This is a genomic window from Mycobacteroides franklinii (assembly GCF_001853795.1).
Classification (GTDB): domain Bacteria; phylum Actinomycetota; class Actinomycetes; order Mycobacteriales; family Mycobacteriaceae; genus Mycobacterium; species Mycobacterium franklinii.
This window is the reverse complement of the sequence record NZ_MLIK01000004.1, coordinates 1055694-1078676: the sequence shown is the minus strand read 5'-3', so window position 1 is coordinate 1078676 and position 22983 is coordinate 1055694. Positions and strand designations below refer to the sequence as shown.

Genomic DNA, 22983 nt, shown 5'->3' with positions numbered 1-22983 from the left:
CGGCGCTGCTAGTTCTGACCGCTGGAACGAACGCCCAGCAGCACGTCTTCCCACGTGGGTACGGCCGGCTTGTTCCGTCGTGTGCGACGCGGCGTGGGAGCCGGCGAGTTGTCGGCATTTTCCTCGACCACCACCTGCTCCGGCTCGGGTAGCGGCGCGGGGCGTTCGATGAACAACTCGGGCGCGGGCTCGGGCAGCAGTGGAGCGACCGCCGCGACGGGGCGCAGGCTGCGGGTGAACGTCGGATCGATCAGCTCTCGTGCGGAATCGTCGAGCGCCGTCACCGTGCCGCCATGGGCCCCGGGAGTAAACCGGAAATGCGCCTTGTTGTCCGACCGGCCCGCACGCCATTGCAGCTGAACCGTCCAGCGGCCGTCCTCGACCTTCCAGGCGTCCCATTCGATGGCGTCGGGGTCGAGTCCGCGTCCGAACATTGCGCCGGCGACGGTATCGGCCAGCGTGCTGACAGCGGGGCCGTCGTTGCGGACGGGGTGTGCCGCCGAGGCCATCTCGGCCGCGCGCTGGCGCTCCAGCAACACGGGATGGGCGAAACGCTCGATTCGCGAGACATCGGCTCCGGCGGCGGCAGCGACTTGTTGGACAGTAGCGCCGGCGCGGATGCGGGCCTGAATTTCCCGGGGTCGCAACGAGCTCTCCATTTCGATCTGGATCTGCCCCAGGCGAGACAGATCGCCCCGCGCGGCTGCACGGAGTTTGTCGTCGGCGTCGATCGCGAATCTGTCGGTGCCGTTGGCGTCCTGGCAGATCACCCGCTTGCCGTCGGCTGACAGGCCGATGACTTTCAGTTCGCGCATGTTGACCTCCTCGCCCTGGACTGGATAACCCAGTTCTTCGCGACCTTAGTGCAGGTAGAGGGCCGTTCCCTGGTGACACGCGGGGGTGGGCCCTACTTGCTTTTACGGGTAGTTCGCGCTATGTGACGTATGTGGCAGATGTTGTTTGCCGTCAGGGGCACGTGACGTCGACCTGGAACGGTTGGATCATGCCGCCCGTTCCCTGGTCGGCGCTTCCCCACACGGTGCCCTTGACGGTGTAGTGCTTACCGTCTCGGGTGAGGCTGGCGCTCTCGCCGTCTTTCTTGAGTAGTTCGTAGTACATGAATTTGCGGCCGTTGACCTCGCCCAGGTTGACGGTCTCGAGTGCGGGTGGCTCTCCCGTGAGAGTCAGCCCGCGAGCATCGGGGTCCTTCACGACGCTGATGAACGTTCTGTGCTCATACGTGTCGCATCTGACGGGTGCCCCGGCTACCACGGCCAGGGCGCCGACCATCATCGTCGCGGTGCCGCCTTCCGGCTTGCTGGACTGTCCGGGCTTGGCAGGGCTGGTGGCGGTATCGGTGATCTTCGTGATCCGCGTGCTTGTGGCGCAGCCGGACTGGGTGGCCGCCAACATAGCCACGCCGACGACGACGGCCCGCATTCGTTTCATGGTGTCCCCCTTGATGTCCCGATACAGACTAGCCGGGCAACACGGCGGTGCTGCCCGGCTAGATCGTGACTGCTTGCGGCTATGGGCAGGTGACCTCGATTTCGAAGGGCTTGTTGGAAGGCTGCGTCGGGTTGGCCATGTCCACGGCGATGGCGGTGCCTTCGATGTGGTACATCTTGCCGTCCTTGGTTGCCTTTGCGCTGGCGCCGGGAGTGCCCGCGGAGAATGCCAGGGACTGCCCGTTGAGGCTGCCCAGGCCCGCAGACTTCACTGTCGGAGAATCGCCGTCCGTCACCACCGCGCCAAAGCCCTGGGCTCCGCTGCCGATGACGATGTTGACATTGCCGTTCGAGGCCTGGCAGACGACCGCGCCCTCGATCTTCTGTTCCTTGCCGTCGATGGTGACCTTGGCGCTGCTATTCGTTGCTACCGCGCCGGCGCCGTTGCTCACGGTGGTGCCCTTGGTCTCGGGCTTGTCCTTATCGCTCGAACAACCGACCAGACCTGCGGCGATAATCGCCGCGCCGCCAATGGCGACCACAAGCCCACGCTTCATAGCGTTCTCCTTATATGTGATGGGGGTGGAGCCGAACAGGACAAAGTATGGGGCGGCAAAAGAGTGCGGTACGCGGAACGCGGGTATACCTACGTATCCAGATTTGAGATATCGATGCCCGCCCACAACAGGGCAATCAGGACCACTGCCGCGGTGGTCAGTGCGATGGGTTTGCTGCCGCGATGCCATTGCCCGCGTTCCAGTGAAAAGTGACGTGCCGTGCTGATCGCCACGATGCCGAGCACTATCGCGGTCGCGATCAAAGACGCTCCCATGGCCTGTTTGTTGAGCAGGGTGTGGGTCATGAACACGGCGGCGGTTCCCGCGGCAGTCAATCCGGTGCGCCGCCAGGCCAGCGCGGTGCGTTCGACGGCGTGCGTCGCGCTGGCGGCGTTCATCGATAGAAGACCGCAACGGAGGCAAGGATGGCGATCAGGCCGACGCTGACGGCGACCAGTGGTACCAGCAGCGTGCCTGTCAGCGGTTGGGCGTGGTCCATCCTGTCCTTGACATCACGCCAGCGCACATAGGCGCCGATCGAGACCACCACCGCGAGAGCCAAGCACGAGGCCGCGAGCGCGTGCCGGACACCTGCGTGATGGAACGGCTGCACCAGGGTCTGTACCGCTACGCCACCGGCAAGCAGGCCCAGCGCCGTGCGGATCCATGACAGGAAGGTGCGCTCGTTGGCGAGCGTGAATCGGTAGTCGATCTCCTGATCCTCAGGGGGTTCCGTCACTCCGCCCAACTTACCGAGCGCGGCGCGGGCGCTGGGGCCGTTCGAAACCTGCCCTATCTATCAAAATAAAAACGATAGTTTCGAATTTGATAGTTATGATGGTGGCATGGAGATTTTGGCTTTGGGCGGCGCGGGTGCCATGGGCGCGGTAGCCGTACGCACCGCGCTCGACATACCGGGTGTTGAGAAGATTGTTGTTGCCGATCGGGACCTCGGTGCGGCCCAGGATCTGGTGCGCAGGCTGAGCGGGGGGCGCGTCGCACTCGGTGCACTCGAGGTTGATGTCACGGACGAGGCGGCGTTGCGAGCGGCGCTGGAGCCGGTTGATCTTGTGCTGAATACCGTGGGGCCGTATTTCCGCTTCGGGTTGACGGTGCTGCGCGCCGCGATCGAGACTGATACGCACTATCTCGATATCTGCGATGACTGGGAACCGACGTTGCAGATGCTCCAACTCGATGAGGAGGCGCGTGCGCGCGAGGTATGTGCGGTGATCGGTATGGGCGCCAGCCCGGGCATCAGTAACCTGCTGGCGGCCGTCGCCGCGTCGGAACTCGATGCGGTCCACGACGTCTACACGGCGTGGCCGGTGGATGTGGGCGGCAGCGGTGCGGACACCGAAGGGAAGTCCCAACTGCTGGGCCCCGACGGCCGGCCCACCGCCGCGGCGGTGCATTGGATGGAGCAGGCCAGTGGCACGATCAGCGGCGTGGGCGGCGGACGGCTCGTCGAGAAGCGCCCGCTGAGTCCGGTGTCGTTGGAATTGCCTGCAGGGCAACGGGGCACCGCCTACTCGATAGGTCATCCGGAGCCGATCACCTTGCAGCGCACCCTGAAACCCAGTGGTAGTGCGTTGAATCTGATGGTCATCAAACCCTGGACGGTGGCATATCTCGACACGTTGCGTCGTGATATGGATGCGGGCCTGCTCACCAGGGAAGAGGCGGCGCGCGCCTTCGCGGTGCCCGGATTGCGGCGCACGGTGCGGTCGGGGTTCAAGGCGCTTCGTCTACGGGGGCCGGGTTCGCTTCCGCCGTTCTTCGCTGCGGTCACGGGCGGGCGGAACGGAGATCGGTGCACCGTGCTCGCACGGATGAATCTCGATGGGCCGCAGTCACACCCGATCAGAAATGCGCTACGCGACATGGCTTGCATCACCGGCGTGCCGCTAGCACTGGGCATGGCACAGGTGATTGACGGGTCGGTGCGCCGCCCGGGAGTGCATCCCCCCGAGGCGGTCATCGAGCCCGGGCGCTTCTTCGCCGACCTCGGGGTGGCACTGGGGTGTGCCGACGGGGTCTCGCCGTACCTGGTTGAGCAGGAACGGCTGCCATGATTCGACCGCTGCGGTACCGAACGTAGGATGATTGAACACAATTCGCATGGTGACCGATTCGTGAGGTGAATGTTTTGGACATCCAACACATCCTGAACTCCGACGTCTCCACCCGGACCGTGGTCGAAAGCATGATTCGTGAAGACGCGACGATTGCGGCCGGTGAGCTCTACGACGTCGCCAACGTCCTTGGTATGAGCGACCAACAGGTCCGGCTGTGCGTCAAACGCCTTGTCGCGGAGGGGCGTTTCACCCAAGAAGGCCGGGGTCGCAAGGCAATCCTGCATGCCACCGGGGCGACGAGGAGCACCCTCGAACCGGATCTGGAATTCGTGCGCTACATGTACGAACAGGATCGCGGACTTGTCCCATGGGATGACCGGTGGCACCTTGTCGCGTTCGCCGTACCCGAATCCGCTCGTTCGGCCCGCGACGCGATGCGTGAAGCGATCGTGCGGTTGGGCGGCGCGTCAATCCAGGGTGGTCTCTACGTGTGCGCCAACCCCTGGGAGTCCCGGATCGGCGTGGCCGCGCACCAGTTCGGCGTGAGCGAACATGTCACGACGTTCACCACGACCGACCTCGTGCTCGGCGGCCAGTCCGGGGCGCGTGAACTGGCCCAGCGGCTGTGGCCGATCGATACGATCGCCGAGCGCCACCGCAGGCTGCTGGCGGTGGCCGACGGGATCCTTCGTGCGGTACGCGGCGCATCACCGACCGAACTACTGACCCTGGCCATCGCGCTGGCGGCGGAGTTCACGCAGGCGGTCGAGTTCGACCCGCTGCTGCCACCGCAGTTGCTCCCACAGCCGTGGGTGGGTACAGCCGCCCGGGCTGCGGTCGCGGCAGGCTGGGCTGAGCTTGCCAAAACTGAAGCCGACCAACCCATTCGGCTGTTCCGCTGGTACAGCGATGCCATTCGGCAGATCATCTGAACGGATCGGTACGCAGTATCCGCGCCAGTGTCGCGCTGCCCAGCAAGGCGCCCAAAATTGTCAGCGCGAACCAGAACCATCCCCATGACGGTGGCAGCGGAAAGAGTACAAACAGCGCCAACACGTATGCCCCGATGGTGAGGCGAAGGCGCAGAACGTCGTTGAGGCTCGCGAGCGTCACTGCGGCGCCGATACGGCGCGCGGTCAATAGGTTGGCGGCGAGCATGGCGAGCAGAAACATCAGGCCGAGTAACTGCGCCCACAGCGGCGGGGCGCCCGCCCAAGGAGTGGAGAAGGGCGCCGTCGCCGCCGCGAGAGTGACCGCACCAGCTGCTTCGTAGAACGTCAGTCGCTGTGTCATGCACCGTTTGCCCATCGTGTTCAGCGCACTGGTTGTCCCGCAACGTAGTTTCGCAAGTTGTCCAAATATCCGGGGGCATAGAGAGAACGCGGGCTGAACACCGCGATCAGTGTCGAGCGCCACGTCTGGTCGTTGTCGAGATCTGCCTTCACGATGCTGTGCGATGCGTTCGGGTACCGCTGCACCGTCAACTGCGGCGGCGCCAGTATCCGGCGGTAGACCCGCTCGGTCTCGTTGACGTCGACGTTGAGATCTTCATCGCCCAGCGCCAGCAGGACCGGCACCTTGACCTGAGGTAGGGCGTCGGTGACGTCCGACAGGTAGTTCTTGCGGACGAAGTTCCAGCGATCCGCAGACATGGGATCCGAATCCTTTTGGGCTGCAAGATACTGATCGTAGGTCCCGTTGTCGCGCAGCGGTTTCAACGTCGCGTTGTGATGGTCCAGGGCCACGGCGATCTCGGATTGCGAGGCGCCTCGGTGCCGCATCTCGGCCAGCATGTTGAATTCGCTCTGCCGCAGCCAATTCACCGCCGCACCGACGAGGATGACGAATTGCAGATCGGGCCGATGCGCCGCGACGTCGGGCACCACCCATCCTCCTTGGCTGATACCCCACATCCCGATGCGGCGAGGGTCGATGTCGGTACGGGTACGAGCCCAGTCGATTGCGGCCTCGGCTTCGGCGGCACGGTCGTGCATGCTTTGATCCAGCCAATTGCCCGCAGCACCTTCGATTCCGGGCTTGTTCCACGACAATGAGGCGTATCCGGCCTTCGCGAACGACTCCCAGATCGGTTTGTAGAAGTCGTCTCTCGTTGCATTGGCGGGTCCGTCCCCGTGCACGAACACCACCAGACCGAAGGGGCCGTTGCCGTGTTTGGGCAGCGCCAGGGTGGCCTGGAGCGGTTGCACCGAGCCGGGGATCGTCAACCGTTCTTCTCTGATCGCGAAGTCATTGGCGTAGATGACCCAGCCACCGGTGCCGAGGACCAGTGCGATCACACAGGCGGCGGCGATGAGCATGGGCCGCTCGCTCCACCGTGGATAGAAACTATTGAACACAAGACGATCGTATCAGTAGTGATAGATACTGGCGGGTGCTGGGATTGCCGATTCTCGGGCGAGATCTGTGCTGGGCGGAAGGCCGCGTCAATCGCCGCCGCAAGGTGCGCGCTCTACCTCGGGATAACCGTTCACAGGAAACTCGCAGCGGCAACCCAGTGACAACAGAGTCGAAACAAGCATTGTGAGTGTCGTGACCAGTGTGATGCAGCCGATCGACACAGCGACGGCACCGACCGCAATCCGCGCGACGACCCTCGACATCGTGATCCCCGTGTACAACGAGGAGAACGACCTCGAGCCATGTGTGCGCCGGCTACACGCATTCCTGGCCAGCGAGGTTCCGTACTCCTCGCGGATCACCATCGCCGACAACGCCAGCATCGACGGCACGCTGCAGATTGCGCATCGGCTGTCCGAGGAGCTCGACGGGGTCGAGGTGCTGCACCTGGAGGAGAAGGGCCGGGGACGGGCCTTGGCCGCGGCCTGGCTCTCCTCGGATGCGGAGGTGGTCGCCTACTGCGACGTGGATCTGTCCACCGACCTCAATGCGCTCATGCCGCTTGTCGCGCCGCTGATCTCCGGCCATTCGGATGTCGCGTACGGCTCACGGCTCAATCGCAACTCCCGTGTGGTCCGCGGCCCCAAGCGCGAGTTCATCTCACGCACCTACAACCTGATCTTGCACGCCTCGCTGCAGGTCCGGTTCTCCGACGCTCAATGTGGGTTCAAGGCAATCCGCACCGACGTGGCGCGCCAACTGCTGCCATTGGTCGAAGACAAGGAATGGTTCTTCGACACCGAGCTGCTGGTGCTCGCCGAACGGGTAGGCCTGCGTATCCACGAGGTGCCCGTCGATTGGGTCGATGACCCGGACAGCCGGGTCGACATCGTCGACACCGTCCGCAAGGATCTGCTCGGGATCTGGCGGTTGGGCCGCGCCCTCATGTTGGGCACCCTGCCGTTGGAGGAGCTCCGGCACAGCCTGGGCCGCGAACCGCTCGTGGAGGGCGTGCCGCCCGGTATGGTCGGCCAGCTGGTGCGGTTCGGGATCATCGGTGTGGCAAGCACATTGGCCTATGCGATCTTGTTCTTGGTGCTGCACGGCATGGTCGGTGACCAGGTGGCCAACTTCCTGGCACTGCTCATCACCGCGGTGCTCAACACCTCCGCCAATCGCATCTTCACCTTCGGGGTGCGTGGGCGGCGCAATGTCGCCAAGCATCAGTTCCAGGGGCTTGTCATCTTCGGGATAGGGCTCGCCCTGACCAGCGGGTCCCTCGTCGCGATGCATCACCTGGTCCCGGACGCCTCCAAACACGTGTTGCTGATCGTGCTGACCATCGCCAACCTCGTTGCCACACTGGTCCGATTCGTCGGGCTGCGTTGGGTATTCCGAAGCTCGCATAGCCGATGACTGTTTCGATGACGGCTCGCGGGTTCGCCCGCGAGCCGCTTTCGGTGACTCTGCTGTTGGTGGGCACGGCCGTCGCATACCTGGTCAATCTCAGCTCCAACGGCTGGGCCAACTCGTTCTATTCGGCTGCGGTCCAGGCCGGTTCGGTCTCGTGGAAGGCCGGCTTCTTCGGATCCTCGGACGCCGCGAACTCGATCACCGTCGATAAGCCACCGGCCTCGCTGTGGCTCATGGAACTGTCGGTGCGTGTCTTCGGGCTGAGCAGCTGGAGCATCTTGGTGCCGCAGGTGCTGCTCGGTGTGGCATCCGTCGGCCTGCTCTACGTGATCATTCGCCGATACTTCGGGCATGGTGCCGGTCTGCTGGCCGGCCTGGTACTCGCGGTGACACCGGTGGCCGTGTTGATGTTCCGATTCAACAACCCGGATGCCCTGTTGGTGTTCCTGATGATCGCCGCCGTGTGGGCGATGATGCGTGCCATCGACGATGGACGCACCCGGTGGCTGCTGCTCATTGGTGTCTTCGTCGGATTGGGGTTCCTGACCAAGCAGCTACAGGTCTTACTGGTCATCCCGCCCATCGCGCTGACCTACCTGATCGCCGGCCCGGTGGGCGTTGGCAAGCGGTTGGCGCAGCTCGCCGGATCGGCAGCCGCAGCAGTGGTGTCGGCGGGATGGTGGATCGCCGCGGTCGAGCTGTGGCCGCCGGGCTCGCGCCCGTGGATCGGCGGATCGCCCGACAACTCGATTCTCGAGCTCACGTTGGGCTACAACGGACTGGGCCGTATCAACGGCAACGAGAAGGGCAGTGCCTCGGGACCGCGGGAGGGCATGGAAGCCTTCGGCGGCCACTTCGGCAGCGAACCCGGAATCGGCAGGCTGTTCCAGCCCGCACTCGGTGGCCAGATCGCCTGGTTGCTGCCCACAGCACTGTTTCTCGCAGTTTTGGGAATAGTGCTGTTACGCAAAAACTCTCGCACCGATGCGCGGCGTGCGGTGCTCACCGTCTTCGGGTTGTGGGTACTCACCACCGGGGGCGTGTTCAGCTATATGCAGGGCATCTTCCACCCCTATTACTCCATGGCCTTGACGCCCGCCGTCGCCGCACTCGTGGGCGCAGGGTCGGCACTGGCCTGGAGTGAACGTGAAAAACCTTGGGTGCGCGCCTGCGTCGCGACCGCTCTGGTGCTCACCGTGGCGATGGCGTGGCTGCTGCTGGGGCGGTCGCCGGAGTTCCTACCGTGGCTGCGCTGGTCGATCGTGGCCCTGGGTGTACTTGCGCTCATCGGACTGGTACTCACCAGGTATCCCACTGCTGTTGTCGCCGCCGCGCTGGTCGTGGCACTGGCCGGACCGGTCGCATACTCCGTACAGACCATTGCCACCCCGCACAGCGGGGCGCTTCCCTCTGCCGGACCCGAGGTGAAGGGCGGCGGCTTCCCGGAGTTCCCGGATATGCCCGAGCGCAAACATCGGCCCGAATTCGAACCCGGATCCAAGCGCGGTGGCAGTCTGCTGGACGGGAGTGACCCGGGCCCGAATATCGTTGCCGCCCTGCAGGACAACGCCGATCACTACACCTGGGTGGCTGCGGCGATCGGCTCCAACCAAGCGTCGGGATATCAGCTGGCCACTCGTCGGCCGGTGATGCCCATCGGTGGGTTCAACGGAACCGACCCGTCACCGACACTGGCGCAATTCCAGCAGTACGTGGCGGATGGACAGATCCACTACTTCCTCGATGGGGAGCGCGGCAACCACGCCGGCGAGGGGTTCGGTGCCCCGGGTAGCGAGACCTCGAAGTCCATTCAGGAGTGGGTGGAGCGCACCTTCACCAAGCAGACCGTCGACGATGTCGATGTCTACGACCTGACGGTGCGGTAGCCCCGTCGAGCGGGAACCTGGCGCGGCTTTGTGCTTTTCCGTGCGAGCTTCCCGCTCGAGCCGAGGAGCATTGAGTCAGAGGCGCTCGACGACCCAGTCGACGCACTGCGTCAGCTTGGAGATGTCCTCCGGGTCGATGGCCGCGAACATGGCCACCCGCAGCTGGTTGCGGCCCAGCTTGCGGTACGGCTCGGTGTCCACAACACCGTTGGCGCGCAATACCTTCGCGACAGCGGCGGCATCCACGTCGTCGTTGAAGTCGATGGTGCCCACCACCTGCGAACGCTGCGCCGGGTCCGCCACGAAGGGCGTCGTGTACGAGGTGGCTTCGGCCCAGGAGTACAGCCGCGATGCCGAGTCGGCGGTCCGCTTGGTGGCCCAGTCCAGGCCGCCGTTGCTCAGCAGCCAGTCGATCTGATCGGCCAGCAGCAGCAACGTTCCGATGGCGGGGGTGTTGTACGTCTGGTTCTTGAGGCTGTTCTCCACCGCGATGGGCAGCGACAGAATGTCGGGCACCCAGCGTCCGCTGCCGCCGATCTCCGCCACTCGTTCCAGGGCGGCGGGGCTCATGATGGACAGCCACAGTCCGCCGTCGCCGGCGAAGTTCTTCTGCGGCGCGAAGTAGTAGGCGTCCACCTCGGACAGATCCACCGGCAGGCCGCCCGCACCGGAGGTCGCGTCGATCAGCACCAGCGCGTTCTCCGAACCGGCGGGACGCTGCACCGGCACCATGACACCGGTCGACGTCTCGTTGTGAGCCCACGCGATGACATCGGCGGACGGGTCCGACACGGGGGCAGGTGCGCTACCCGCATCCGCGACCACCGTGATGGGGTCACCGACGAACGGGTTCTTGGCCACGCAGGAGGCGAACTTGGCGCTGAACTCGCCGAAGGTCAGGTGCAGCGACTTCTCGCGGATCAGGCCAAACGCGGCCGCATCCCAGAACAGGGTCGAGCCGCCGTTGCCAAGGATCACCTCGTAGCCGTCGGGAGCGGAGAACAGCTCCTTGAGGCCCTCGCGGACGCGACCCACGAGGTTCTTGACCGGCGCTTGCCGGTGCGAGGTGCCGAAGAGGGAAGCGCCGGCGGACACGAGTGATTGCAGCTGTTCGGGCCGCACTTTGGAGGGGCCACAGCCGAAACGTCCGTCGGCGGGGAGCAGGTCAGCGGGGATGGTCAATTCAGCCACGACTACCAGCCTAAACGGTGGCCCAATGAGACCTGCCTCACATAAAACAAAGCCCGCAGGGAACGTCACATGGGACGTTTCGTCCCAAACCTAGATAGGGCCTTCTCGCCCTGTTTACACTCGCCCAGAGCTTGTAGACTTCCAAGTAGCCCCCGAACGTAAAAGTTTGCAGGTCCGTTACCTAATCAAAGGAGATTGGCATGTCGCTCCGCGAGAAGTTGCGCGCAAAGAAGGAAGTGCGTGGCGATGCCAAGTACGTCCAGGTGCTCGAGACCCTGTCGCACGGATCGACGAACCGGAACTTCGACCCGTTCATCGATATCGACTGGGACGCGCCTGAATACGCCGTCACCCCCAATGACCCGCGCTGGGTGCTTCCGCACCGGACCGATCCCTTCGGCCGGCACCCCTGGTACCAGGCGCAGTCGCTGGAAAAGCAGATCGAGATCGGTATGTGGCGCCAGGCCAACGTCGCCAAGGTGGGCCTGCACTTCGAGAGCATCCTGATCCGTGGCCTGATCCAGTACGCCTTCAGCGTGCCCAACGGATCCCCGGAGTTCCGTTACCTGAACCACGAATCCATCGAAGAGTGCAACCACACCCTGATGTTCCAGGAGATGGTGAACCGCCTCGGCGTCGACGTGCCCGGAATGCCGCGCCTGCTGCGCTGGCTATCGCCGTTCGTCCCGCTGGCCGCCACCCCCTTCCCGGAGATGTTCTTCGTGGGCGTCCTCGCCGGCGAGGAGCCGATCGATCACACCCAGAAGAACGTGCTGCGCGAGGGTGACAACCTGCACCCGATCATGAAGCGCGTCATGGAGATCCACGTGGCCGAGGAAGCCCGGCACATCTCGTTCGCGCACGAGTACCTGCGTAAGCGCGTCCCGAGCATGCACTGGCTCAACCGCTTCGTGCTGTCCATCGCCACCCCCATCACCATGCGGGTGCTGATGGGCGCGATCATGACGCCGCCGCGTAGCTTCGCCAAGAAGTTCGACATCCCGCAGGACGTGATGAAGGAGATCTTCTGGAAGAGTCCGGCCTCGCGCCAGACCATGAGCGAGGTCTTCTCCGACGTTCGGATGCTGTGCCGTGAGGTTGGCATGATGAACCCGGTCGCCAAGCTGGTGTGGAGACTGCTGCACATCGATGGCCGGGCAGCCCGCTACCGCAGCGAGCCGCAGCGCGGTCCGCTGGTGAACTACTCGGCCCCCGAGGCCGCGGTGTCTGATTCACACAGCGCTGTTCCCGCCTGATGCCACACGTCGTTACCCAGGCGTGCTGTAACGAGGGGTCGTGCGTTTACGCGTGCCCGGTCAACTGCATTCACCCCACGCCTGACGAACCCGATTTCCTCAAGGCGGAGATGCTGCACATCGACGCCTCCTCGTGCGTCGACTGTGGTGCTTGCGTCGCCGCCTGCCCGGTCGACGCCATCAAGCCGGACTCGGTCCTCAAGGAAGAGCAGCTGCCCTTCCTGCGGATCAACTCCGAGTTTTATCCGCGCGAAATCCCTCGCGCCAGTTTGGCTCCGGTCATTCAGGCGCCGCCGGTGCGTGAGACCGGCCGGGCACTGAAGGTGGCGATCGTGGGCTCCGGCCCGGCGGCCATGTATGCCGCCGACGAGCTGCTGACTCAGCCGAACGTGAAGGTCAACATGTTCGAAAGGCTGCCCGCCCCATACGGTTTGGTGCGTGCCGGGGTGGCCCCCGACCACCAGCAGACCAAGCGGGTGACCAAGCTCTTCGACACGATGGCTGCACAGCCCAACTTCGAGTTCTACTTGAACGTCGAGGTCGGTAAGGACATCAGCCACGAGGAACTACTGGCGCATCACCATGCGGTGATCTACTCCGTCGGCGCCTCCTCGGATCGTCGCCTGGACATCCCCGGGATCGAACTGCCGGGCAATGCCACCGCCACCCAGGTGGTCGCCTGGATCAACGCGCACCCCGACTACAGCGATTTCCGGGTCGACCTCGACCACGAACGTGCCGTCGTCATCGGCAACGGAAACGTGGCGCTCGACGTTGCGCGGGTGCTCACCGGAAACACCGATCGTCTTGCGCGCACCGATATTTCGGATACCGCGCTGACTGCGCTGCGCAACAGCAAGTTGCGCGAGGTGGTCATCGTCGGCCGCCGCGGCCCCGAGCACTCGGCGTTCACCCTGCCGGAGCTCCTCGGGCTCGTCGGACTGCCCGACATGACGGTCGTCATCGACCAAGAGACGGCCGACCTCGTTGATCAAGCGCTGCAGACGCATCTGGAACCGCTGACCCGGCAGAAGCTGGAGGTGCTCAGCACCTGCCCGCGTGAGGCGCGGGAGCCGGGCGGTAAGACCATCCGCTTCGCCTACAACCGCACCCCGGCCAAGGTGTTGGGCGAGGGCCGCGTGGAAGGTATCGAGTTCGAACACGGCGATGCGTCCGACACCATCAAGGCTGGTCTGTTCCTCACCTCGATCGGCTATCGCGGTGTCCCGATGCCCGACGTGCCGTTCGACAACGAGCGCGGGACCATCCCGAATGAGCAAGGGCGCGTGACAGATTCATCCACCGGTAAGGCGCATCCCGGCACCTACGTGGCGGGATGGATCAAGCGCGGTCCGACCGGGTTCATCGGAACCAACAAGTCGTGCTCGCAGCAGACCGTGACCTCGCTGGTCGAGGATTACAACAACGGACTCCTCGCCGATCCGACGCAACGACTGTCGGGCCTGGCCAAGCTGATCCAGCGGCGTCAACCGACGATCATCGATCACGAGGGCTGGCTGGCCATCGACCGCGCGGAAATCGCGCGCGGCAAGGGCGAGGGCCGTCCCCGTGACAAGTTCGTCTCGGTGCCCGAGATGCTGCGCGTCGCTGCGAATGCCCCGCAACCACCGTTGTGGCGCAAGGCGATTCGTGGTTCGGTGCTGGAAGACCTGCTCCGGTAGGGCTTACTCGCCGCCGCTGGCCACGTACTTCTTGAGTTCTTCGGGGTCAACCACCTTGACGGGCTGACCCAGGGACCACTGGTGGCCGAACGGGTCTTTGATGACGCCGAAGCGGTCGCCCCAGAACTGGTCCTCGAGCGGCATCTCGATGCTCGCTCCGGCATCGACCGCGCGCTGGAACCAGTCGTCGACATTGGGCACCGTCAGATGGATGGTGACGGGGGTGCCGCCGAGCGCCGTGGGAGTGCTGGACTTGCCGTCGTTGTACTCGGGGAAGTCGTCGTTCATCATGATCGTCGTGCCGTTGATCTTGACGGCGGCGTGCATCACCTTGCCGTCAGGAGTCTCCAGCAGGCCGAGTTCCTCGGCGCCAAAGGCGTTCTTGTAGAACTCGATGGCCGCGCGTGAGTCCTCGACGATGATGTACGGGGAAACGGAGGGTGCTACGGGAGGTACTTCGGAGGTCATATGACCTACCCAACCACCTCACGCAGAGTGACGCCAGGCGTTCGGATACTTACGCCCCGACGCGGGCGTGCAGCAGACCGTATCCGTCGACGGATTCGATGGTGCGCGGTCCCGGGCCGACATACAGCGCGGCCGGACGCACCAGCTTGCCGAGTCGCTTCTGCTCCATGATGTGTGCGCTCCACCCCGCGGTGCGGGCGCAGGTGAACATCGCGGGCATCATCCGGGTCGGTACCTCGGCGAAGTCGAGGATGACGGCGGCCCAGAACTCGACATTGGTCTCGATGATGCGGTCGGGACGGCGTTCCCGCAGCTCGGCAAGGGCGGCCTGCTCGAGGGCGGCTGCTACCTCGTAGCGGGCGGCCCCGAGGCGTTTGGCGGTGCTGCGCAGCACGCGCGCACGCGGGTCCTCGGCGCGGTACACCCGGTGTCCGAAGCCCATGAGCTTTTCGCGGCGGTCCAGGATGCCCTTGATGACACCGCGGGGGTCACCGGTCTTCTCGGCCTGCTCGATCATCGGCAGCACGCGCGCGGGTGCGCCACCATGCAGCGGACCGCTCATCGCACCGACCGCGCCGGAGAGCGCGGCGGCCGCGTCGGCACCGGTGGACGCGATGACGCGGGCGGTGAACGTCGAAGCGTTCATGCCGTGCTCGGCGGCCGAAACCCAGTACGCGTCGATGGCCTCGACATGCTTGGGGTCGGGATCACCCTGCCAGCGGGTCATGAAACGCGATGTGACGGTTGAACATTCGTCGATAATCAGCTGCGGAACGGCGGGCTGGGAGTTGCCCCGCGCCGACTGCGCGACGTAGGAGAGCGCCATGGCCGAGGCGCGCGCAAGCTGGTGACGCGCGAGGGAGTCCTCGGTGTCCAGTAGCGGCTCAAAACCCCAGATAGGTGCCAGCATGGCGAGCCCGGCCTGTACGTCCACACGGACGTCCCCGGTGTGTACCGGGATGGGGAATGGCTCGGCCGGCGGGAGTCCCTGGCCGAACTTGCCATCGACCAACAGTGCCCACACATCGCCGAAGGTCACCCGCTGGGCGACCAGGTCCTCGATGTCGACACCGCGGTAGCGCAGTGAACCGCCGTCCTTGTCGGGCTCGGCTATTTCGGTGGCGAAGGCGGTCACGCCTTCCAGTCCAGGTGCGAAATCCGCTGGTAGCGGCGCTGCAACCGTCATGATTCTCGACTCCCTACCTGTGGGTAACAACTCGGTAAAGGCGATTCTTGCACTCGCAAATAAGGCCAGTTCTTAGTCAGGTCGGTGTCTCTTAGATGCGGCGATGGGGGTCGCCTGTAGCGTGATTTTCGTGACCGAATGGCTGCGCTCTGACTACCGCCCCGGAGAGAAGGACGGCAGTGGTGATCTGGACGCCGACTGGCTCGCCGACGGCTGGCTTCCCTTGTTGCACAAGTGGTTTGACCTCGCGGTGGCCTCTGGCATCCCCGAACCGAATGCGATGGTGCTCGCCACCGTCGACAACGGCCGGCCGGTAACGCGCACAGTGCTGTGCAAGGGGTTCGACCCGGCGGGTGTGACGTTCTTCTCAAACTACGACTCCGCCAAGGGGCGCCAGCTCGACGAGGCGCCGTACGCCAGCGTCACGTTCCCCTGGTACGCGCTGGGGCGCCAGGTGCATGTGCGCGGCCGGGTGACCAAAGTCGATCCGGCGCAGACCGCCGACTACTGGGCCAAGCGGCCGCGCGGTTCACAGCTGGGGGCGTGGGCCTCACAGCAGTCCGCGCCCATCGAGTCCCGAGCGGCGTTGTTGGCCCAGCTCGATGACATCACCCAACGGTTCGCCGATCTGGATCAGATACCGGTGCCCCCGCAATGGGGCGGATATGTCATCGCCCCCGAGAATGTCGAGTTCTGGCAGGGCCGGGAGAACCGTGTGCACAACCGGATCGTCGTCGCTGACGGTCGGGTGCAGCGGTTGCAGCCCTGACAACCATGTGGATCACACTGCTCGTGATGGCCATCGCCGTCAGCTTCGAACCCTTCCGTCTGGGCATGACGGTGCTGATGCTGAATCGTCCGCGCCCCCTGCTGCAGCTGTTCGCGTTCCTATCCGGTGGGTTCGTGATGGGAATGGCCGTGGGTCTGGTGGTGCTGTTCGCCTTCCGGAACGTATCGACCGGGTCGGCTCATTTCACGTTGCCTCGGGTGCAGGTCGGCATCGGGGTGGCGGCGCTTCTGGTCGCCGCCTTGTTGGCCTCCCGGCTGCGTGGACCGGCCCCCAACGCACAGCTGGACAAGGTCTCCGCACGCATTCAGGCGATCGCGACGGGTGGCTCGCTCTGGGTGGCAGCCGTCGCGGGGCTGGGGATTGCGCTGCCGTCGGTGGACTTCCTGGCCGCACTGGCAGTGATCGTGGCCTCGGGTTCCCCGGCGGCCACGCAGGTCACCGCGCTGCTGATGTTCAACGTCATCGCTTTTGCGCTGGTGGAGATTCCCTTCCTCGCGCACGCCGTGGCGCCGGAGCGGACCGGCGAGGCGATGGAGAGGCTCAACAGCTGGATACAGTCCAACCGCCGCCGCAATATTGCGCTGGTGCTAGCCGTGGTCGGATGCGTGTTGCTCGCGGTCGGCCTGGCCGGTATCTGACACCCGAAGGTCAGGCAACACCCACCGGAGAGTCCGCATCCAATCGGGTGAACTCGTTCTGGACGTACTGCTCGACACACGAGCGACGCCGGATCTTGCCGCTGGTCGTGGTGGGCAGCGACCCCGGTGGCACGAGAACGATATCCCCGACATTCACGCCGTGGGCGTTCGAAATCGCCGAGGTGATCTCGCTCTTGACGGCCTCGATATCGGAATCGCCGCGCGTCTTGAGCTCGATGATGGTGACCAGCTTTTCGGTGCTGTCGAACGGCACCGATATCGCGGCGACGCGGCCGCGGCTGATCTCCTGAACCGTTGCCTCGATGTCTTCGGGGTAGTAATTACGCCCGCGGATGATCAGCAGATCCTTGATGCGGCCGACGATAAACAGCTCACCCTCGGAGACGAAGCCGAGGTCACCGGTTCGCAGCCACGGGCCGTCCGGAGTACCGGACGACGGGTCGACGATCTTCGCCCCGAAGCAGCGCTGCTCCTCGGGGGACTTGCGCCAGTAGCCGGAGGCGACGTTTTCACCGTGCACCCAGATCTCGCCCACCACGTCCGGCAGGCACTCCCGGTGGGTGTCGCTGTCGATGATCCGAAGGATGGGGGATCGCGGCGCATGGTATTTGATCAGCGCCGTGCCGGCCCCGGCCGCGCAACGCTGCACGCGGCCCGCGGAGAGCTCCTCGACGTCGAAGTGGGCTGCGGGCTCCGATTCGCTCCAGGTCCCGGAGGCCACGAACACCGTCGCCTCCGCCAGCCCGTAGGAGGGACGCATCATGGAGTCCCGGAAATTGAAGTGAGCGAACCGATCGACGAAGCGTTGCAAGGTGGCCTGCTCGACCCGCTCGGCGCCGCTGATGATGCCGAGGACCCCACCAAGGTCAAGCCCTGCCAGGTCGGCGTCTGTTGTCTTGCGGGCCGCCATGTCGAAGGCAAAGTTGGGTGCCGACGACCAGGCGTGCGGATTCGTGGCCAGCGCCCGCACCCAGCGGGACGGTTTTTCCAGGAAGGCCAGTGGGCTGGTCAAGTCGGCGCGATAGCCGCCCAGGATGGGGGCGCAGACACCCAGCACCAAGCCCATGTCGTGATAGAAGGGCAGCCACGACACGATGGTGGCGGTCGACGGGATCGTGGAGCCGGTGTCCACGAAGAAGCTGCGCATCAACTGCTCGAAGTTCACCTGAAGGTTGCGGTGCGAGAGCATGACGCCGGTGGGTGTGCGGGTGGAACCCGAGCTGTACTGCAGGTACGCGATATTGGGCATATCGCCCGGTGCGATGCTGGGTCCGGCGTCGACGTCGAGGCGTAGGGCGTCGATTTCGAGGATCTTCGGGGCGATATCGAGGCGCGACTGGTCGACGTAGTCGCCGACGTCTTCAGCGACTGCCGATGTTGTGAGCACCACGGACGGTGACGTGTCATCGAAGACGGCACTGACCCGGTCAAAGCTCGAGCCGCGGTGCGGCAGCGGCAGCGGCACCGCGATCAGCCCGGCCTGCATGGAGCCGAGGAACGCCAGGATGTACTCGAGGCTTTGTGGAGCCAGGATCAACGCCCTGTCGCCGGGCGACGCGTGCTGGCTGAGCTCGCGGGCCACGTTGAAAGTGCGGCGCGACAGCTGCGACCAGGTCAGGCTCTCGGCGACACCAGCCGGGTTGTTGGTGTAGTCGGTGAACGTGAAGGCGATGTCGTCCGGGCGCAGGCTGGCACGGCCGTGCAACATCGACAGGATGGATGACTGGGTTGAAGGTGTCATATTTTTGTCCAAGTCATGCGGTGCTTAATTGGGAGGGGTCTGGCGGGTGCCGTTGCCCAGAACGGCCAAAGCGCCGCTGGTGATCTGGGAAATCGGATCGGATCCGCCACCGAATGTCGCCTGCGAGGCGGGCGCCGTGACCTTCGCAGGGTCGAAGCCCTGCGTCGGGTCGACCGTGATCGGCGCCGTTGCCGGATCGTCGTTGCGCGAATAGCCGGCGTCCACGCGCGGCTGCAGGATCGCGTCCAGCCTGTTCAGTGTTTCCTCGGGCACTCCGAGATACTTGAAGCCCAGCACCAGGGGAAGGTGCTGCTCGGGGATGAAATAGGTCGTCGTCGACCCTCCCCGGGAGTTGAACTCTGTCCTGATGTTCCGCGCCGGAACCATTTTCGGGTTGGTGAAGGCAATCGCGGTGTGACCGGTGGCCAGACCGGCGATGGCGTTGGCGACCGCGAACAGGTTGTCCGGCCGGTCCGGCCAGTCGGCGATGCTGTCGTACGCGGAGATGAACTGGTCGGTGTGGTACTGGCTGTCCACCCGGGCCGGTACCGGATAGTCCATGAACGGCACCACGGAGCCGGGAGCGAAGTTCTGGGTCAAGAAGCTTTCGCTGAAGGGGCTCTTCGCGATCGGGTCACCGAACGTCGCGAATGTCAGTGAATCCGGAGACGGTGCGGTGGGATCCGTCGCCAGCGCATTCTTGACCGCGTTGAGTACCAGCGCGCCCTCGGACAATCCCATCGCCGTGCCAGGACCGCCGGTACGCACGGCGTTTTCGAGATTGGGTTCCCCGATGTCGATCGACTCGCCGATGCTGGGACCGTCCAGACCCAGGCCGGGCAGGATTTTCTCACCGATCGGACCGATGCCGGGGAAGAAGCGTTCCAGGGTGTGGCCCTGAACCTGTCCCGCGGGGTACCAGATATTGGCCCGCTTCATGTTGGGGAACCAGTCCTTGCCGGTCATCCGGATGTACTCGTCATACGGGATGCCGAGCACATGCGCACCGCCCAGGGCGTACGCGGTCCGGTCCGGCGACGATGGGGCGGCCAGGACCGTCCCATCCGGTGTGACCATCGGGATGGGCGGGCCGGGAACCTGCTGGTCGTCGGCCATCGCGGACGGGATGCCAAGACATCCTGTTACGCAGGCAACTACCAGTACTGCGGCGCCTGCGAGGAGGTCTTTCATCCGTGCTCCTGACTCAACTTCGTTTTCAGTCTCACATACATAACGGGTGCTTGCTAAACCGTCGGCGTGGCGGCCTGGGGTTTAGCCGACGCTTTCGGACGTGCGCTGACCTGCGACGGCCACCAGTTGGCCTTGCCTACCAGTGCCGCGATGGCCGGCACCGTGATGGTCCGGACCACGAAGGTGTCCAGCAGAATTCCCACGCCGATCACGAAGCCGCCCTGGACCACGATTCCAATGCTAGAGAAGAGCAGGCCGCCCACCGACGCAGCGAAGATCAGTCCGGCCGCCGTGATGACGCCGCCCGTGGAATTCAGGGCGCGGATGATGCCGTAGCGCACACTGCTCGCCGACTCGTCGCGCATTCGCGACACGAACAGCATGTTGTAGTCGGCACCCACCGCGACCAGCACCACGAAGGCCAAAGGCGGCACGGTCCAATGCAGCGGCTCACCGAGGAGGAACTGGAATGTCAGCACCCCGATGCCGATCGCCGCGAAGTACGACAGCACCACGGAACCGACGAGATACAGCGGTGCGACGATCGCGCGCAGCAACACCATCAATGTCAGCAGAACGACAATGAGCGTCGCCGCGATGATGAACTGGATGTCGTGCTGGTAGTAGTCGCGCGTGTCCCGCAGCGCGGTGGGGAACCCGCCCATCGATATCGTGGCGTCGGCCAGCGTGGTGTTGGGCTGGGCGCCCTTGGCCACGTCACTGATCACGTTGACCTGGTCCATCGCCTCGGGGCTGAACGGGTTGAGCTTCGTCTGGACCAGGTACCGCACGGAGTGGCCGTCCGGTGAGATGAACGCCTTGGCCGCGCGCTGGAAGTCCGGGTTGTTCAGCACCTCGGCGGGAATGTTGAAGCCCGCCTGTGACGGGTCCGCGGCATTGGTCTTCATCGTCAGCAGGAAGTTCGATGCCTGGTTGAGGCCGTTGACGATCACCTTGATCTGTCCGACGAGCTGATCCACACCACCGGCCACCTGCTGGCTGCCACCGGCCAGGCGGTCGGCGCCCTGCCGCAACTGGTTGAGTCCGGCCTGCGGGCCACCGGGTTTGTCCAGGCCCATGGCATGAAGGCCATTGACGACACTGAGCAGCGAGGCGTTCAGTTTGGTCACCGTCGTGGAGAGGGTCGCCTTGTTGCCCGAGGAGTTCCCGAGCTGGCGCGCGAGCCGCTCGATCTCGTCGAGGCGACCGCTGTTGCGCTCGCCGACAAGACGTTCGAACTGGCCACGAGTGTTGCTGCACGAGGTGTCGGCGTCGCAGACCGGGTTGCCCTGGAGTGCTGCCAGCACCGGGTTGATCCAGCCGAACATGTCCTTCGCGGCGGAGAAGTTCCATCCCATGTCGTTGGCCAGTGCGTTGATCTCGTCGACGAGTTTGGCGGCGTTGTCCACGTTCCGCACCAGCTCGTCGCCACCGGACTTGGTCTTCAGCGAGTTCGACGCCTCGAGCAGACTTTGCAGACCGGGGGTGATCTTGTTGAGCTGATTGCGCAGATCGGTAAGGCTGCCGGCCAGGGTGTTCGCGCCGGACGTGAGTCGATTGAGGTCACTGCTGCGCTGGTTGATCTGGTTGGAGCCGTCGGCCAGCCGGGTGCCCACAAGTCCGGCCTGATACGTGGCCCGGAACTCGGGCGGTACCTCACCGAGCGGGCGAGTGACCCCGCTGACCAGGCCCACGTCGGGCAGCTGCGCGATGCGCGAGGCCATCTGTTCCAAGTCGGCGAGGGCCTGCGGGGTGCGCAGGTCGCGCGGCGACTGAATGAGGATGTATTCGGGGATCGATTGGCTGAGAGGGAAGTGGCGCTCCAGCGCGGCGTATCCGACCGAGCTCGGTGCCGACGGCGAGACGGCCTTGCGGTCGTCGTAGTTGTAGCGCGCGAGCAGCGCGCAGCTGCCCAGCAGCGCCAACACCAGCACGCTGGCCACCAGATGCGGAATGGGCCGACGGACGATGCGGATACCCGACCGCCGCCAGAACTGGGCAGTCAGTTCGCGCCGCGGCTTGACCCAGCCGCGGGGTCCGGCGAGCACGAGGATTGCGGGCAGCAGAGTCAGGCCGGACAGGTATGCGACACCGATGCCGATCGCCGACGAGATCCCGACGGTCTGGAAGACGCCCATCTTGGCGAAGCTCAAGAGTAGGAAGGTGATACCGACCGTGGTGGCGGATGCGGTGATCACCTTTCCGATCGACATCATCGCGGCCCTGACCGCCTGGTCATAGGTCTTACCCGACCGCAGATAGTCGTGATAGCGACTGATGAGGAATACCGCGTAGTCCGTGCCGGCGCCGGCCAAGATCGCGCTCAGGAACACGATGGATTGGTTCGAGACGCCCGCGCCCGTCAGCTGCGAGTATGCCGCCACCACGGACTGCGCGATGACCAGCGAGGAGCCGATGGTCACCAGCGGAAGCATCATCGTCAGCGCGCTGCGATAGACCAGTAGCAGCACCGCGAGCACCAGGACGGCGATCGCGAGCTCGATCGGCAGGCGATCCTGCTGGCCGGCGACGGTGAGGTCGGCGACGGTGGCCGCGGGACCGGTGATGTGCACGGAGGTCGGACTGCCGTCGATGCTGTGCTGAATGAGGCTCGTCACCCGGTTGTACGAGTCGAAGGCCTTGGGTGTGCCCAACTCGCCCGCGAGGCCGATCGGCAGAACCCAGGTCTTGTTGTCCTGACTCGTCAGGAACTTTCGTAGCTCGGGCGTGCCGATGAAGTCCTGTACGGACACGACGCTGGTCAGGTCGTGCCGCAGCGCGTCGACCACCTTGCGGTAGGCCGCGGAGTCGTCGGGCCCCAGGCCGTTCTCGTTGATGAATACGACCAGCAGCAGGTCGTCGTTGCTCGATTCGTGGAACGCCTCGGTCATCTTCTTGGCCGTGACACTCGATGGTGCGTCGGCGGGCAAGATGGCCAGCGGATGCTTCTCCGCCATTTCGGTCAGTGAGGGGAAGGTCAGCGGCAGGGCTATCGCCAGCGCAACCCAAGCGCCGATCACCGCCCATGGCCATCGCACCACGAGATCGGCTAGCCGCCGCATATGTTCCTCACCATCAC

21 protein-coding genes are annotated in these 22983 nt (G+C 64.8%); 8 read left to right on the top strand and 13 right to left on the bottom strand.

The features are described from left to right. Positions 1-8: 8 nt before the first annotated feature. The 5 genes from sepH to BKG76_RS05705 form a co-directional block, all read right to left on the bottom strand. The gene (gene sepH / locus BKG76_RS05725) at positions 9-815 is read right to left on the bottom strand and encodes a septation protein SepH (protein ID WP_070936590.1); all 807 of its coding nucleotides are present in this window, start codon (positions 813-815) and stop codon (positions 9-11) included. A gap of 151 nt (positions 816-966) precedes the next feature. After that, on the bottom strand, positions 967-1449 hold the full coding sequence (locus BKG76_RS05720) for a lipoprotein LpqH (protein WP_070936589.1): 483 nt from the start codon (positions 1447-1449) through the stop codon (positions 967-969). A gap of 79 nt (positions 1450-1528) precedes the next feature. After that, the gene (locus tag BKG76_RS05715) at positions 1529-2005 is read right to left on the bottom strand and encodes a lipoprotein LpqH (RefSeq protein ID WP_070936588.1); all 477 of its coding nucleotides are present in this window, start codon (positions 2003-2005) and stop codon (positions 1529-1531) included. 89 nt (positions 2006-2094) lie between these two features. Further along, positions 2095-2403 carry a DUF202 domain-containing protein gene (locus BKG76_RS05710; protein WP_070936587.1) on the bottom strand — a complete coding sequence of 103 codons (309 nt, stop codon included), beginning with the start codon at positions 2401-2403 and terminating at the stop codon, positions 2095-2097. After that, positions 2400-2744, bottom strand: a complete 345-nt coding sequence (locus BKG76_RS05705; RefSeq protein ID WP_070936586.1) for a YidH family protein — start codon at positions 2742-2744, stop codon at positions 2400-2402. Before BKG76_RS05705 ends, BKG76_RS05710 begins: the two co-directional genes overlap by 4 nt. A gap of 106 nt (positions 2745-2850) precedes the next feature. On the opposite strand from BKG76_RS05705, the gene BKG76_RS05700 reads away from it, so the two are divergent. Beyond that, positions 2851-4080 (top strand): saccharopine dehydrogenase family protein, encoded by a 1230-nt coding sequence (locus tag BKG76_RS05700; RefSeq protein ID WP_070936585.1) that lies wholly within the window; start codon positions 2851-2853, stop codon positions 4078-4080. A gap of 74 nt (positions 4081-4154) precedes the next feature. Next, positions 4155-5015 carry a PaaX family transcriptional regulator C-terminal domain-containing protein gene (locus BKG76_RS05695; protein ID WP_070936904.1) on the top strand — a complete coding sequence of 287 codons (861 nt, stop codon included), beginning with the start codon at positions 4155-4157 and terminating at the stop codon, positions 5013-5015. Here BKG76_RS05695 and BKG76_RS05690 read toward each other — a convergent pair. Next, entirely contained in the window at positions 5008-5391 is a 384-nt protein-coding gene (locus BKG76_RS05690; RefSeq protein ID WP_070936584.1) for a hypothetical protein, read from the bottom strand. The two genes, BKG76_RS05695 and BKG76_RS05690, sit on opposite strands and share 8 nt — an antisense overlap. 5 nt (positions 5392-5396) lie before the next feature. Further along, positions 5397-6401: an alpha/beta hydrolase family protein gene (locus BKG76_RS05685; protein ID WP_070936903.1), complete on the bottom strand. Its 1005-nt coding sequence runs from the start codon at positions 6399-6401 to the stop codon at positions 5397-5399. 232 nt (positions 6402-6633) lie between these two features. On the opposite strand from BKG76_RS05685, the gene BKG76_RS05680 reads away from it, so the two are divergent. Next, positions 6634-7857, top strand: coding sequence for a bifunctional glycosyltransferase family 2/GtrA family protein (locus BKG76_RS05680; RefSeq protein ID WP_083337948.1), 1224 nt, complete (start codon positions 6634-6636; stop codon positions 7855-7857). Then, positions 7854-9740: a glycosyltransferase family 39 protein gene (locus BKG76_RS05675; RefSeq protein ID WP_070936583.1), complete on the top strand. Its 1887-nt coding sequence runs from the start codon at positions 7854-7856 to the stop codon at positions 9738-9740. Before BKG76_RS05680 ends, BKG76_RS05675 begins: the two co-directional genes overlap by 4 nt. Before the next feature lie 75 nt (positions 9741-9815). On the opposite strand, the gene serC is transcribed toward BKG76_RS05675, so the two are convergent. Next, positions 9816-10931, bottom strand: a complete 1116-nt coding sequence (gene serC, locus BKG76_RS05670; RefSeq protein WP_070936582.1) for a phosphoserine transaminase — start codon at positions 10929-10931, stop codon at positions 9816-9818. Positions 10932-11131: 200 nt separating this feature from the next. Here serC and BKG76_RS05665 point away from each other — a divergent pair, with 200 nt between their 5' ends. Continuing rightward, entirely contained in the window at positions 11132-12187 is a 1056-nt protein-coding gene (locus tag BKG76_RS05665; RefSeq protein ID WP_070936581.1) for an AurF N-oxygenase family protein, read from the top strand. Next, a complete protein-coding gene (locus BKG76_RS05660; protein ID WP_070936580.1) occupies positions 12187-13869 on the top strand; it encodes an FAD-dependent oxidoreductase in 1683 nt (560 codons plus the stop codon). The genes BKG76_RS05665 and BKG76_RS05660 overlap by 1 nt, the downstream gene beginning before the upstream one ends. A gap of 3 nt (positions 13870-13872) precedes the next feature. On the opposite strand, the gene BKG76_RS05655 is transcribed toward BKG76_RS05660, so the two are convergent. Together BKG76_RS05655 and BKG76_RS05650 are read right to left on the bottom strand one after the other, a co-directional pair. Then, entirely contained in the window at positions 13873-14337 is a 465-nt protein-coding gene (locus BKG76_RS05655) for a VOC family protein (protein ID WP_070936579.1), read from the bottom strand. Between the two features lie 49 nt (positions 14338-14386). After that, entirely contained in the window at positions 14387-15523 is a 1137-nt protein-coding gene (locus tag BKG76_RS05650; RefSeq protein WP_070936578.1) for a citrate synthase 2, read from the bottom strand. 121 nt (positions 15524-15644) lie between these two features. Here BKG76_RS05650 and pdxH point away from each other — a divergent pair, with 121 nt between their 5' ends. Together pdxH and BKG76_RS05640 are read left to right on the top strand one after the other, a co-directional pair. Continuing rightward, positions 15645-16292, top strand: a complete 648-nt coding sequence (gene pdxH, locus BKG76_RS05645; RefSeq protein WP_070936901.1) for a pyridoxamine 5'-phosphate oxidase — start codon at positions 15645-15647, stop codon at positions 16290-16292. Between the two features lie 5 nt (positions 16293-16297). Further along, complete coding sequence (locus BKG76_RS05640) at positions 16298-16951, top strand: GAP family protein (RefSeq protein ID WP_070936577.1); 654 nt, start codon at positions 16298-16300, stop codon at positions 16949-16951. A 10-nt stretch (positions 16952-16961) separates the two neighbouring features. Here the strand turns inward: BKG76_RS05640 and BKG76_RS05635 are convergent, their stop codons facing one another. Genes BKG76_RS05635 through BKG76_RS05625 form a run of 3 tightly spaced genes read right to left on the bottom strand, consistent with a single transcriptional unit; the run spans position 16962 to position 22966 of the window. Beyond that, on the bottom strand, positions 16962-18713 hold the full coding sequence (locus tag BKG76_RS05635) for an AMP-binding protein (protein WP_078282622.1): 1752 nt from the start codon (positions 18711-18713) through the stop codon (positions 16962-16964). Positions 18714-18737: 24 nt separating this feature from the next. Beyond that, entirely contained in the window at positions 18738-19904 is a 1167-nt protein-coding gene (gene pe / locus BKG76_RS05630) for an acyltransferase PE (RefSeq protein WP_070936575.1), read from the bottom strand. Between the two features lie 53 nt (positions 19905-19957). Beyond that, positions 19958-22966 carry an MMPL/RND family transporter gene (locus BKG76_RS05625; RefSeq protein ID WP_070936574.1) on the bottom strand — a complete coding sequence of 1003 codons (3009 nt, stop codon included), beginning with the start codon at positions 22964-22966 and terminating at the stop codon, positions 19958-19960. Positions 22967-22983 lie beyond the last annotated feature (17 nt).

Bases quoted from the DNA above. Each gene is read 5' to 3' on its own strand.
- sepH (WP_070936590.1), bottom strand. From the start codon at position 815: ATGCGCGAACTGAAAGTCATCGGCCTGTCAGCCGACGGCAAGCGGGTG.
- BKG76_RS05720 (WP_070936589.1), bottom strand. From the start codon at position 1,449: ATGAAACGAATGCGGGCCGTCGTCGTCGGCGTGGCTATGTTGGCGGCC.
- BKG76_RS05715 (WP_070936588.1), bottom strand. From the start codon at position 2,005: ATGAAGCGTGGGCTTGTGGTCGCCATTGGCGGCGCGGCGATTATCGCC.
- BKG76_RS05710 (WP_070936587.1), bottom strand. From the start codon at position 2,403: ATGAACGCCGCCAGCGCGACGCACGCCGTCGAACGCACCGCGCTGGCC.
- BKG76_RS05700 (WP_070936585.1), top strand. From the start codon at position 2,851: ATGGAGATTTTGGCTTTGGGCGGCGCGGGTGCCATGGGCGCGGTAGCC.
- BKG76_RS05690 (WP_070936584.1), bottom strand. From the start codon at position 5,391: ATGGGCAAACGGTGCATGACACAGCGACTGACGTTCTACGAAGCAGCT.
- BKG76_RS05685 (WP_070936903.1), bottom strand. From the start codon at position 6,401: ATGCTCATCGCCGCCGCCTGTGTGATCGCACTGGTCCTCGGCACCGGT.
- BKG76_RS05675 (WP_070936583.1), top strand. From the start codon at position 7,854: ATGACTGTTTCGATGACGGCTCGCGGGTTCGCCCGCGAGCCGCTTTCG.
- BKG76_RS05665 (WP_070936581.1), top strand. From the start codon at position 11,132: ATGTCGCTCCGCGAGAAGTTGCGCGCAAAGAAGGAAGTGCGTGGCGAT.
- BKG76_RS05660 (WP_070936580.1), top strand. From the start codon at position 12,187: ATGCCACACGTCGTTACCCAGGCGTGCTGTAACGAGGGGTCGTGCGTT.
- BKG76_RS05655 (WP_070936579.1), bottom strand. From the start codon at position 14,337: ATGACCTCCGAAGTACCTCCCGTAGCACCCTCCGTTTCCCCGTACATC.
- BKG76_RS05650 (WP_070936578.1), bottom strand. From the start codon at position 15,523: ATGACGGTTGCAGCGCCGCTACCAGCGGATTTCGCACCTGGACTGGAA.
- BKG76_RS05640 (WP_070936577.1), top strand. From the start codon at position 16,298: ATGTGGATCACACTGCTCGTGATGGCCATCGCCGTCAGCTTCGAACCC.
- BKG76_RS05635 (WP_078282622.1), bottom strand. From the start codon at position 18,713: ATGACACCTTCAACCCAGTCATCCATCCTGTCGATGTTGCACGGCCGT.
- pe (WP_070936575.1), bottom strand. From the start codon at position 19,904: ATGAAAGACCTCCTCGCAGGCGCCGCAGTACTGGTAGTTGCCTGCGTA.
- BKG76_RS05625 (WP_070936574.1), bottom strand. From the start codon at position 22,966: ATGCGGCGGCTAGCCGATCTCGTGGTGCGATGGCCATGGGCGGTGATC.